The sequence below is a fragment of the Mesorhizobium sp. B2-1-3 genome, assembly GCF_006442495.1.
Classification (GTDB): Bacteria; Pseudomonadota; Alphaproteobacteria; order Rhizobiales; family Rhizobiaceae; genus Mesorhizobium.
The window spans coordinates 95548-107879 of record NZ_VFWL01000017.1 but is presented as its reverse complement, the minus strand read 5'-3'; the positions used below and the strand labels follow the sequence as shown (position 1 = coordinate 107879).

Genomic DNA, 12332 nt, shown 5'->3' with positions numbered 1-12332 from the left:
ACCGCCCGCTTTGCGGGACGGGCGCCCCGGAGGCGTTTCTTCAATCCTTCGCGATGAACTGAGGCCGGCATGCTTGCGCTTGTACTTTCCCGCATAGCGATCATGGTTCCGAACGTTATCGTTCTGACGTTTCTGCTGTTCACGTCGGTGACGTCCTTTCTGGGGACGCCGGCGGCGATCATGCTGGGCGAGAACGCATCCCCCCAATCGATCGCCGAACTCAACGCGAAGCTAGGCTTCGACCAGCCCATTCTGTCGCGTTACTGGAACTGGATCAGCGCCGCATTGTCGGGCGACCTGGGCCGGTCTTATTCCACCCAACAGCCTGTCGCGCAAATGATCGCGGATGCCCTTCCTCTAACGCTTGAGCTGGCATCCTGGGCAATCCTCATCGCTTTCCTGGGCGCCACGCTGATCAATTCGGCGACGTTCATGAAAAAGCTGGTGGACCGGCTCACCGCCGCCGTCAGCATCGTCGGCATCACCGTACCGAATTTCTTTCTCGGACTGCTGCTGATCTACCTGTTTTCGGTTCAACTCCGCTGGCTACCGACGACCGGATGGTCGCCGTGGTCACGGGGCGCCGGGCAGCATCTCATCCACATGATCCTGCCCGTCATCACGCTTACGACCTTTTATTTTAGCTCCTTCACGCTCGTCTACAAAGCCGAATACCAGTCGGTGAAAGGCAGCCTCTACATCCAGGCCGCGCGTTCGAAGGGGCTGTCCGAGGCGCGCATTTCCTACCGGCACATTCTGCCCAACAGCATATTGCCCTTGATCACCTATGCCGGTCTTTCGCTTGGACAACTGGTTGGCGGCGCGGTCGTCACCGAAACCGTCTTTTCGATGCCGGGCATGGGCCGGCTTCTGGTGGAAGCGATCTCGTCCCGGGATTTTCCTGTCATGCTGTCGGTTGGAATGGTGATCATCGTCGGCGTGATGATCCTCAACCTTGTGGCGGACGTGACCTACAGCCTCGTCAATCCGCTCGTGCGAACATCGGCTTAGCATCCAATGAGAAAACTTCCATTCCGATTGGTCCTTGGCCTGACGCTTCTGGTGATCATCACTTTGATCGCGGTGTTCGCGCCCTTGATCGCGCCCCTGCACCCGACCGCCACGACGGTAAACGTCCTCGGCCCGCCTTCGGCTGAAAACATCCTTGGCACGGATCAACTTGGCCGGGACGTGCTGTCGCGCGTCATCTACGGAACAAGGGTTTCACTGCAGGTGGGCGCTTCGGCGGCCATAGTGGCTGTGCTGATCGGCGCCCCCATTGGCCTGATCGCCGGATTTTTCCGTGGCTGGATCGATTTTGTCCTCGTCCAGATCATCGACATTTTCATCGCCTTGCCGGGGCTCGTTCTCGCATTGATCATCACCGCGATGCTCGGGCCATCGGTGGTCAACCTGGCGGTCACGCTGGGTGTCGTCACCGCGCCGACGGTCGCCCGGCTGGTTCGTGGTCAGGTCTTCGTCGTCCGGGAAATGGTCTTCGTGGAAGCTGCGCGCGCCACGGGCGCAAGCTCTTTCTGGATCATCCGCCATCATATCATGCCAAACACGATGCGCGTGGTGTGGGCGCAGTTCGCAATCAATGTGGCCTTCGCGATCTTCACCTCCGCAAGCCTCAGCTTCCTGGGGCTGGGCGTTCCTCCGCCGGCTCCGGACTGGGGCGGCATGGTACGCGACGGTTCGATGTTCCTGCCGATCCTGCCGCTGCTCAGCCTGGGGCCGGGCGCTGCCGTCGCCCTTACAGTTTTCACATTTTATCTTGTCGGGTCGAGCATGAACGAGGCCGCGTCCCGCAATGATCGCTGATTGGAACAGGGAAATGACGTCTAACCAGATCGAGCCGCCGCTGCCGGCATTCATAGAACAACGCCTGCAGGAGTTTGCCGGCCGGGAAGGTGCCCTGAAAGCGCGGCGATGGATGCGGCCGGCGGATGTTCTGATGCGTGTGGAGAACCTTCGCTGCTTCAAGGCTTCGCGCGTCAGTTTTGCCGACATGTTGTTGCGCAGGATCGTTCGCGAACGCTGGCAGATAAGGATGATCTCGGCGGAATGCGGCGATGACGGCGCGGCGAGATTCGTCTACCGGATCGACGCGGAAGGCCATTCCTTCTCCTATATTGCCCGAGCATATCCATGGGACGGAATCGAAAAAGTCGGACGCCGCTCCGATGGCGCGGACCGTGACATGTTCGGCGCGCTCTTCGTCAATCTTGCCAGCCAACAGCGTATCGAGCGGGAATTTGAAACGTTCGACATCAAGGCTGAAGGCCAGATGCGTACGGATTCGGATGTGGTCGGCTGGACCCCGGCCAATCGCAGCAGCCGGCATTTCGACGCCGTAGTCGAAGCACTGTCCCGCGGCGAACAGCCCGCCCCCGAGCTCGGCATCGCCTATCTCATGCGGAACGGTGGCTTTCAAAGCAGCGGCCGGAATGGCACGGTTTCCTATCCGGGCATTCCCGAGGGGCATCCGCTGGCGCACCCGTTCTTTGCGGATATCTTCGCCATCTACCTGGTGCGGCTCGTCTCCATCGATCTCGTCAATGCCGTGGCGCGGCGGCGCAATCCGGACGCAGCGCAGCTCGACATTTCGATCGCGCGCGGGCTTGGAATAGGCAACTCCTCAGGCCAGGGCATGTGCGTTGCCCTCCAGCGCTGGCCGCATTGGGTCGCCACATGGGTGACCGTACGCGAGGCGGCTCTTGGCTACGCAAAAAGCCTGCCGGTCGATGCGGGAAGCATTTCAGTTGTCCGCGGCTCGATAGAGAGCACCATCCGCATCTATGCGCAGACCGACCCACAGACGCAGGACTACGTGGTGGCCAACGAAACCATCATCGAGAACCTGACACGCATATCGGCAAGCCTGCGCGAAGGACAGTTTCGGTGCTGGGGCGACGTTGCTGCGCACGTCGCAGAAGTCATGGATGGCGAGACCAGTGAGCAGTTCCACAGCGTACTTCTCGACGTGGTACCGGACTTTTGTGACGCCATCGCGCCCTATTTCCAGATCGGCGCAGCCCGCAAGCGGCAATTGCAGCCAGCAATGACGGTCGCTGAATTGCGCGAGATCCTGCGCAGGAACTACGTCTGGGCTCTCACCGCCGACCGCACGCTTGCCGAAACCCATCAGCACTTCTGGTACCATTCGATCGACAATGGCGAACAAAGGCGCGGCGAGCGGGTCATCGACCCGCACGAGCGTTTCGAATCCTTCATCGATCATATCGGATTGATCCAGAGGCTGGCGGCGGTGCTGGTCAGCCGTGGTGACAAGGAGCGCGCCGGCGACGTCGTCCTCGACCATCCGGACTTGCATTACGCCATTTCGCGGGTGCAATATCTGGATGGCCTGCTCTATGCGGAAATACGCGATCCGCTCGCGCATCGCGATTTCGTCCCCGCCGATCTCATACGGTTTTTCCTTGCGTCGCTGGGCATTCGCGGCTCGACGCCGCTCAGCATCCGCTATGTGCGGGGGACTTTCTTCCAAGACCAGCCGCTGCCTTCGGAATTCCTCGAGCCTGACAGGCCGGGTTCCCGGGTTCGCAAGCATGAGAATGAGGTCGCCCTGTGAGCACGAGCATGTTTGTTGCCTATTCCGAACTGACTCGCGTCCTGCCGTGGTCGCTCAGGGCGCTGGGCTACGCGTTCGGAACCGCTGACCGGGGCGCTCATCTCGTTGCAACAGGTGCGGCGCTCGATCCGGCTATTCTGGATGAAATTCGCCAGGCGGGACCGCGGCCCTCCCATGGCTTCCGCTACCGGAAATCGAACGGGCTCACGATGCTGGACGCCGCCGGCGTTTCATTTCTGGAAACGGGACCTGCCGCGATCGATGCTCTCGCCGCGCATGCAGGCGGCGCCAAATGGGAAATGTGCCGGATATTGGCGGCGACCGAGCTGTCGCTTGTTCCGGCCACGCTGGTCGGTGCGATGGACTACAATCTCTCCTCTATCGGCATCATCGCCAGGGATGGAACCTTCGACTGGCTGTTGGCTGACCCCGACGCACGGGGTGCGCTTTATTCGGGCCGGGGCCGGGATGCCCTGGCGGCGCTCCTCGGTGAGGACACGGCGGTTCTGGAATCGATCGACGCCGCCGGGCTGACGCCGGGCTGCGCGCTTCTCATGGTCAGCGCCCGCAGGCCTGAACTGAAGGCGTCCGGGCACATTGCCGTTCGGCCTCGGGAAAAGATCGCCATGGCGCACCAGAAGGGCATTCCCCTGTCGCGCGAGACGCTGGATGCGCTGTACGCGCTCGAAATGCTCACCTGGGCTCCAACTTCGGAGCGCTCTCGCTCGCAGGCGGGCTTCACTGTTGCACCGGCGCCAAACTCATGAGTGAACGGAAATCCGATCCAGTGGTCGAGGTAAAAGGCCTCAACGTCGCTTTCGGCAAGCATCAGGTGGTGCATGATGTCGATCTGGCCATCCATGCTGGCGAGACGCTGGCGCTTGTCGGCGAGTCGGGGTCCGGCAAGAGCGTCACCTCCATGACGATCATGGGACTGCTTTCCGGCAATACCCAAGTGACCGGTTCGGTCATCGTGGATGGCCAGCAAGTGGTGGGGGCGTCGACATCGACATTGCGGCGGGTGCGTGGCGGCATTGCCAGCATGATCTTCCAAGAACCGATGATGAGCCTGAACCCGGTTCTGCAGGTCAGCACCCAAATCAAGGAAATGCTGCGCCAGCATCGACCCTTAAGCGATGCCGAGGCGCGGGAGGAGGGCATCCGGCTTTTCGACCGCGTTCGCATTCCTGACGCGCGGCGGCGGTTCAATGACTATCCTCACATGTTCTCCGGGGGGATGCGGCAGCGGATCATGATCGCCATCGCATTGGCGTGCTCGCCGAAGCTGCTTATCGCCGACGAGCCGACAACAGCGCTCGACGTGACGATACAGGCGCAAATCCTCGATCTCCTGAACGAGGTCCAGCGCGATACCGGCACCGCGATCCTGTTCATCACGCATGACATGGGCGTAGTGGCCAACATCGCCGACCGCGTCATGGTCATGCACAAGGGACGCGTGGTGGAGACGGGAGCAGTAAAGGACGTTTTCGAGCGTCCGCGCGAGGACTATACGAGGATGCTGATCGACGCGGTCCCCCGCCTGGGGCAAGGCGTCGCCCGCTCCTACCGCGCGCCCGCCAAGGATGCTGTGCCGAAGCCGGTTTTGAGCGTGCGCAAGCTGGTGACCCGGTTCGACGTGCGTGGCGGGGCGATGCGTCGCAAGGTGGGGCGTCTCCATGCCGTCGAGGGTCTGAGCTTCGACATCATGCCTGGAGAAACGCTGTCGCTGGTTGGCGAATCCGGCTGCGGCAAGTCGACGACCGGACGCAGCATCCTGTTTCTCAATCCTCCGGATTCCGGCGAGGTGGTCTTCGACGGACGCACGGTGCGGCGCGACAACAGGTCCGATCTTTCGGATCTCCGGCGCAATGTGCAGATGATCTTCCAGGATCCTTTCAGTTCCCTGGACCCGAAGCAAAACGTCGGTGCGATCCTGGCGGAGCCCCTGCTATGCCATGGGTTGGCGACCAGGGCCAAGGCCCTGGACAAGGCGAAACATCTTCTGGAGCGTGTCGGCCTCGAACCGTCGATGATCACCCGTCTTCCGCACGAGTTTTCCGGCGGACAGCGTCAGCGAATCTGCATTGCGCGGACCCTGATGCTCGACCCGAAGGTCATTATAGCCGACGAGGCCGTCTCGGCGCTCGACGTTTCGGTAAAGGCGCAGGTGATCGACCTGCTGCTTGAGTTGCAGGAGGACCTGCGGTTGTCCTACCTCTTCATCAGTCACGACATGGCCATTGTCGAACGTGTCAGCCACCGCGTGGCGGTCATGTATCTTGGCGAGATCGTGGAGATCGGGCCCAGCCGCGAGGTGATAGGGAATCCGAAACATCCCTATACCCAGAAGCTGATGGCAGCGGTGCCGAACCCGGAGCCGGCCGCGGACAGGCACCGCTTGATCGGCAAGCCAGTGACGGAATTGCCGTCTCCCGTGCGGCCGCTCGATTTCATTCCGCCGAACCGGCAGCCTCGCGCGGTCGGACCCGACCACTTCGTGATCGAGTGACAAGCTTTAACGAGGGCGCTTCAGATGGACGCCCTTGAACGAATCCGGGCAAGGCGCTTCCCGATACCTATGGAGAATTCGATGAACACACATGCTGATCAGTTCCGAATTGGAGAGAAGGCGGCGTCCTTTTTACGCCAGGAGAAAAAACTCCTTATCGATGGAAAATGGGTGCCGGCTCAGTCCGGGAAGATTTTCGACACATATGATCCGGGCACGGGACGCATAATTGCACAGGTTCCGGAGGGCGACGCCGCCGATATCGACAATGCCGTCAAAGCTGCGCGGCAGGCCTTTGAAGAAGGCCCATGGAGCCGCATCACGCCCAGCGAACGTGGACGTCTCATCTGGAAACTGGCGGATCTGCTGGAACAGAACGCCGATGAACTGGCCGAACTGGAGGTTCTCAACAATGGCAAGCCGCTTGCCAATGCCCGGAATTCCGACGTCACGCTCAGCGTGGATATGTTCCGCTACATGGCGGGCTGGGCGACCAAGATCACAGGCGAAACCATTTCGATCTCTGCGCCGGACAAGTACCATGCCTTCACGGTGCGCGAGCCGGTCGGCGTCGTCGGGCAGATCATTCCGTGGAATGCGCCACTGCTCATGCTGGCCTGGAAGGTAGCTCCGGCGCTGGCCACCGGCTGCACGATCGTGCTCAAGCCGGCGGAGCAGACGCCGCTGACGGCGCTGCGCTTCGGTGAACTGGTCCAGGAGGCCGGCATTCCCGCCGGCGTGATCAATATCGTGACCGGTTTTGGACCTACGGCGGGCGCAGCGATAGCCTCGCACCCCCAGATCGACAAGGTTGCCTTTACGGGTTCCAGCGAGATCGGCCGCGTCATCGTCAAGGCTGCCGCGGGCAATTTGAAGAAAGTGTCGCTCGAATTGGGAGGGAAGTCGCCCGTCATCGTCTTTCCCGATGCTGACATGTCGGTTGCCATTCCCGGTGTCACGCAGGGCATTTTTGCCAATAGCGGCCAGGTCTGCACCGCAGGATCGCGGCTGTTCGCCCACAAGAAGGTGTTCGACCAGATCGTGGATGGGATCGGCCAGCGGGCGGGGAACATCCGCGTTGGTCATGGCCTCAGCGAAGGCGTCCAGATGGGGCCGGTCATTTCCCCGGTCCAGTGCGACCGCGTCATGAGCTATATCGAGCAGGGCAGGAGCGCCGGTGCAACGGTGGCGTTTGGCGGCACGCGGATAGGCAATGAAGGCAACTTCATTGCGCCGACGGTGCTGACCGATACCCGACCCGACATGGCGGTGGTGCAGGAAGAGATTTTCGGTCCTGTCCTGTGCGCCATGAGCTTCGATGACGACGACCTGGAACAGATCGCGCGGCAGGCGAATGACAGCATCTTCGGACTAGCTGGCAGCGTCTGGACGCGGGACCTAAGCGTCGCCCACAAGATGGTACGGCGAATTCGCGCGGGCCGGATCGGGGTCAACGTACACGGCTCGGTGGACGCGGCGATACCCACCGGCGGCTTCAAGCAATCCGGCTGGGGCAGGGAACGGGGACAGGAAGGGCTGAACCTTTATACGGAGACCAAGTCGGTCATCATGTCGCTTTGAAGGCCTGCCAAACCTTTCGCGAACAGCCGGCAAGGTCGATCCTATCCATGCCGGCCATATGGCGGCGGCATGACCCCCGGTAACGAATATGACTGTGGCGCGCCATCGACCAGGAAGGCTATGTAACGATCGAGTACCGGCAAGCAGCGAGGTTCTGTTGAGCGCTTTGGATCGCCCGCTGTCACGCGTCCTGCGCGACGTGACCAGCCTCATCAATTCCAGCGTCGACCTCGAGACAACGCTGCAGCACCTTGTCGATGCGGCATGCCAGCACGATGCCTGGTCGATGGCGGCGGTGATGAGCATCGATCAGGCGGATGGCAATGCTGTGGTCGTGACCCGGCATGATCCTAGCCAGTTGACGAAGTCCTATCGCAACCGCTGGACGCTGGCGACAAGTCCATCCCTCATCGCGTTGACCCGCAATGATCCGGTGATCATTCGCGATGCCCAGGAGAGCATCGAATTTCCGGGCTATCGGGAAGAGGCAATCCAGCGCGGTTATCGCACTGTCGTGGTTTTGCCTCTGGGCTGCCGGGACATGGAAGACCGCGCGATGGTCTTGTCGGTGCAGTCGCGCGACGTTGTCGATCTGTCAGCGGCCGATCTCGCATTCCTGCAGACGATCGTCCATCTGGGCGCCATAGCCGTGGACAAGGCCCACAGGCTAAGGGCGGAACATGCTGCCGCCGCGCAACTCCAAAACGCACTTGCCGCGCATTCCTCCCTGATGCACCAGGTCCTGTCGGACGGTTCCGTCGCATCCGCGGCTTCCATGGTCGAAACCTTCCTGCCGAACGCAATCGTCGTGGTGGATCTGACTGCCAACCTGGTCGTTGCCGGACGTTCGCCCAAGCCGGACCTCATCGACACCGACCGCTGGCGCGAGGAGATGGACGATTGCATGAGCCGCCAGTTTCTCCGTCTTGCTCGCGATATCTCGGACCAGGCCGGGCTTGAAATGCGCAAGCTGTACCTGAACTGCGGCGGCCATCACCTCAACCTGCCGGCGGCGGTGGAGCCGTTGGTCGTGGATGGCAAGACGGTAGGGGCGCTGATCGTGTTTTCGCTCGACGCCAATTTCGGCGACCTCGATCATCTTCTTCTTCAGAGCGCTCGGTTCGCGCTCAGCGTCCAGTTGATGCGCAGCCATTTACGGTTCCAGACGGAATCGCAGACTTCCAGCGAATTGTTCATGGAAATCGTTTCCGGCAACTGGCGCAACGTGGACGATTTGACGGCGCGGGCGCGCCGGCTCGGCATTGACGTAAACGCCACCGCCAGGCTGGTCGCGATCGGCCTCCCGGAAACTGTGCCGGAAAAGGGCAAGACCATACCCGAACTGCACCGCTCCATCATGCGGCTCGCCGGCCAATTGGCGCCGCAGGCGACCGCCGCCGCATTGGGCGAGATCATTCTGTGCCGCATTCCCGACGCGCCCCGCGACGCGGACACGGTGGTCAAGACGTTTGTGCGCAAGCTGATCGAGGAAACGCAGTGGCTGATCGGCACCAAGCCGATCATCGTGGCGGGTAAGACCTGTTCGAGCATTCACGACTATCCCCAGGCATGGCTTGAATGCGAGCGCATGATCCGTCTTGCCGTCCGCTTCAACCGTACCGGGTTGCTTGCGCCCCAGGACTTCGGTCCTTTTCCGCTGCTGCTTTCGGCGGCCGACAGCAAGGAAGTGAGGTCGTTCGTGGATATCGCCATTGGCGCGGTCGTGCGCCACGACGAGGCGCATGCAACGGACTATATCAGGACCCTGACCGTCTTTCTGGAGCACGGTTGCCGCAGCCAGGCCTGCGCGGATGCGATGGAATTGCATGTTACAACGCTTCGCTACCGCCTGAACCGTATCCAGGAACTGTTTGGCATCGAGATCGATTCACCCGAACGTCGGTTCGCGCTTGAACTGGCAATACGCCTCAACGAGACCATTGCCCGGGAGCAACCTGTCTGATGCGGTCTCTGCTTCGTGTCCTAGGAGTCTGATTACCGCCTCTCCTGCGTAGAGCAGGAAGACCCTCTCTCACGTCCCTTTATCCTTCCACCCTCCTGGAGAGGCAGGACGCATGACGGACAAGAGGGAAAAAGAGCTGAGCACGATCGATCCAGTGGAACTGCGGCGAACGTTCGGCACCTTCGTCACGGGCATCACGGTGGTGACGACGCGGGACGAAGATGGTTCGCCGCGCGGCATGACTGCGAATTCCTTCACCTCAGTCTCTCTTGAACCGCCGCTGCTGCTCGTCTGCATAGGAAAGAGCGCCAGCAGCTTTCCGGCGTTCAACATTGCCGAAGGCTTCGCCGTCAACGTTCTGCACGACCGCCAGAAGGAGGTGGCGAGCCTCTTCGCCTCGAAGTCACTCTCCAAGTTCGAGACGATAGCCCATACCACCGTACATACGGGCTCGCCGGTGCTCACCGACAGCCTCACCTGGTTCGACTGCACGGTGCATGACCGTATCGAGGCGGGAGACCATGTGATCCTGATCGGCCGAGTGCGTGCTTTCGGCACCAGCCCTGCCGCTCCGCTAGGGTTTTGCCGGGGGCGCTATGTCTGCGTGGAAGACCCGATGCCGCCTGGCTGGACGCCTTCCCATCGCATGATCATCGGCTACCTGGTCGAGCATGACGGCCGCATCCTGCTGCGCGACGATGGCGCCGGAGGCTGGGAACTGCCGACGGCAACGCACCGTAAGCCGGGCGACATGCTCAGCTTCGAAGGCGGCGGCGTGGTTGCGCCGCTCACCAGCGATGCGTTTCTCTATTCGGTCTTCGATGTGGCCGACCAGCAGCCCGGTTATGTCGTTTACCGTGGTGCGCTCGCGGGCCCGCCTGGCGAAATTCCGGATTTGTCGCCGTCGCTGAGGTTCTTTGCCCATGAAGAGCTGCCTTGGGACAGCATTCCGATCAGGCAGATACGCGCAACGCTGCGCCGTTACCTGCATGAGCGCGCGGACTCTCGCTTCGGGATCTACGTCGATTCCAGCGATGGCGGCCGGGTGGCGATGATAGACGGCGCCCCGCGTCCGTGGCGGTCGCTTAACGGCTTGGCCGGCGACCGAGAAACCGCGAAGGGATGAGATGATGGACCTGACGCTGAAGGTGATCGAAGGATCGCGCCAGGATCTTTTCATTGCCGGGGAGCGCCTCGCGCCGCGGTCCGGCCGCTACATGCCGAGCTACGATCCGACGAACGCGGCGCCTTGGTATGAGGTTGCCGACGCCGGGGCGGATGATGTCGACGCCGCCGTGCAGGCAGCCAAAAGAGCGTTTCACGATCCGGCCTGGCGCAGGCTGACGCAGACGGATCGCGGCAAGCTGCTGCGCCGGTTGGCCGATCTCATCGCGGAACACGCCGATGAACTCGCGGCCATCGAGACGCGTGACAACGGCAAGCTTCTGAAAGAGATGCGTGTGCAACTGCGCGCGGCGCCGGACAGCTATCTCTATTTCGCCGGAATGGCCGACAAGCTGCATGGCGAGACCATACCGGTCAATAAGCTCGATATGCTGAACTTCACGCTGCGCGAGCCGATCGGCGTGGTGGGCATGATCTCGCCGTGGAATTCACCGCTGATGCTGCTGACCGGCACGCTCGCACCCTGCCTGGCAATTGGCAATACGGTCGTGGTCAAGCCATCAGAGCATACGTCCGCGTCCACCCTTGCCCTCGCCGAACTGATTGCAAAAGCGGGCTTCCCGGCTGGCGTTTTCAATGTCGTTACCGGCAAGGGCGCTACGGCGGGCGAAGCGCTGACCTTGCATCCCGATGTCGCCAAGATCGCCTTCACGGGCAGTACGGCAACCGGCCGCCGCATCGCCGCCAACGCTGCCAGCCGACTTGTTTCGTGTCAGATGGAACTGGGCGGCAAGTCGCCTCATGTCGTATTCGCCGATACCGACATCGAGCGTGCGGTGAACGGCGTGGTTGCCGGCGTGTTCGCCGCTGCCGGGCAGACCTGTATCGCAGGCTCGCGCTGTTTCGTCGAAAAATCCATCTATGCCGCATTCGTCGAAAAGCTGGCGGATCGTACCAGGCGCGTGCGTATCGGCCATCCGACCGATGAGGACACGGAAATCGGTCCGCTGGCGCTGGCTGCCCAACTCGACAAGGTCGAGCAGTATGTGGACTACGGCGTCGCCGATGGCGCGCGGCTGGTTGCCGGAGGCCACCGGCCGCGGCGGGACGACCTCTCCGGCGGCTGGTATTACGAGCCCACGGTTCTGGCGGATGCGCGCAACGACATGCGCTTCATGCGCGACGAAATTTTCGGGCCCGTCGTGGGCGTCGTGCCGTTCGACAATGAAAGCGAGCTGATTGGGCTTGCCAACGACACCCATTATGGGCTGGCGGCGGGTGTCTGGACCCGCGACATCGATCGCGCGCTGCGCTTTGCGCGCAACGTCGATGCCGGCACGGTCTGGGTCAACACGTATCGCTCTGCTGCTTACATGTCGCCCTCCGGCGGGTTCAAGGAGAGCGGTTACGGCAAGCGCGGAGGCTTCGAGGTCATGCGCGAGTTCTCCCGTCTGAAGAATGTCGTCATCGACTACTCCGGCGCCACGCAGGACCCGTTCGTAATCCGTTTGCGCTGACGCTCATCCGACGATTCCCCAATATTCGAAAAGGTCATT

The 12332-nt window shown here is 61.7% G+C and carries 9 protein-coding genes; all 9 read left to right on the top strand.

Annotation, left to right across the window (positions count from 1 at the left end; genetic code table 11):
• Positions 1-69 precede the first annotated feature (69 nt).
• A complete protein-coding gene (locus FJ973_RS24115; RefSeq protein WP_140513435.1) occupies positions 70-1011 on the top strand; it encodes an ABC transporter permease in 942 nt (313 codons plus the stop codon).
• 72 nt (positions 1012-1083) lie between these two features.
• On the top strand, positions 1084-1824 hold the full coding sequence (locus FJ973_RS24110; RefSeq protein WP_224619722.1) for an ABC transporter permease: 741 nt from the start codon (positions 1084-1086) through the stop codon (positions 1822-1824).
• A gap of 13 nt (positions 1825-1837) precedes the next feature.
• A complete protein-coding gene (locus FJ973_RS24105) occupies positions 1838-3595 on the top strand; it encodes a hypothetical protein (protein WP_140558050.1) in 1758 nt (585 codons plus the stop codon).
• On the top strand, positions 3592-4362 hold the full coding sequence (locus tag FJ973_RS24100; RefSeq protein WP_140633075.1) for a hypothetical protein: 771 nt from the start codon (positions 3592-3594) through the stop codon (positions 4360-4362). The genes FJ973_RS24105 and FJ973_RS24100 overlap by 4 nt, the downstream gene beginning before the upstream one ends.
• Positions 4359-6107 (top strand): ABC transporter ATP-binding protein, encoded by a 1749-nt coding sequence (locus FJ973_RS24095; protein ID WP_140513441.1) that lies wholly within the window; start codon positions 4359-4361, stop codon positions 6105-6107. The genes FJ973_RS24100 and FJ973_RS24095 overlap by 4 nt, the downstream gene beginning before the upstream one ends.
• 24 nt (positions 6108-6131) lie before the next feature.
• Complete coding sequence (locus FJ973_RS24090; protein ID WP_281405584.1) at positions 6132-7688, top strand: aldehyde dehydrogenase family protein; 1557 nt, start codon at positions 6132-6134, stop codon at positions 7686-7688.
• 88 nt (positions 7689-7776) lie between these two features.
• Positions 7777-9651 carry a helix-turn-helix domain-containing protein gene (locus tag FJ973_RS24085; protein WP_140498493.1) on the top strand — a complete coding sequence of 625 codons (1875 nt, stop codon included), beginning with the start codon at positions 7777-7779 and terminating at the stop codon, positions 9649-9651.
• A gap of 112 nt (positions 9652-9763) precedes the next feature.
• The gene (locus FJ973_RS24080; RefSeq protein WP_140558047.1) at positions 9764-10777 is read left to right on the top strand and encodes a flavin reductase; all 1014 of its coding nucleotides are present in this window, start codon (positions 9764-9766) and stop codon (positions 10775-10777) included.
• Positions 10778-10781: 4 nt separating this feature from the next.
• Positions 10782-12293, top strand: a complete 1512-nt coding sequence (locus FJ973_RS24075) for an aldehyde dehydrogenase (RefSeq protein ID WP_140558075.1) — start codon at positions 10782-10784, stop codon at positions 12291-12293.
• Positions 12294-12332 lie beyond the last annotated feature (39 nt).

Bases quoted from the DNA above. Each gene is read 5' to 3' on its own strand.
- FJ973_RS24105 (WP_140558050.1), top strand. From the start codon at position 1,838: ATGACGTCTAACCAGATCGAGCCGCCGCTGCCGGCATTCATAGAACAA.
- FJ973_RS24075 (WP_140558075.1), top strand. From the start codon at position 10,782: ATGGACCTGACGCTGAAGGTGATCGAAGGATCGCGCCAGGATCTTTTC.
- FJ973_RS24085 (WP_140498493.1), top strand. From the start codon at position 7,777: ATGACTGTGGCGCGCCATCGACCAGGAAGGCTATGTAACGATCGAGTA.
- FJ973_RS24095 (WP_140513441.1), top strand. From the start codon at position 4,359: ATGAGTGAACGGAAATCCGATCCAGTGGTCGAGGTAAAAGGCCTCAAC.
- FJ973_RS24090 (WP_281405584.1), top strand. From the start codon at position 6,132: ATGGACGCCCTTGAACGAATCCGGGCAAGGCGCTTCCCGATACCTATG.
- FJ973_RS24115 (WP_140513435.1), top strand. From the start codon at position 70: ATGCTTGCGCTTGTACTTTCCCGCATAGCGATCATGGTTCCGAACGTT.
- FJ973_RS24080 (WP_140558047.1), top strand. From the start codon at position 9,764: ATGACGGACAAGAGGGAAAAAGAGCTGAGCACGATCGATCCAGTGGAA.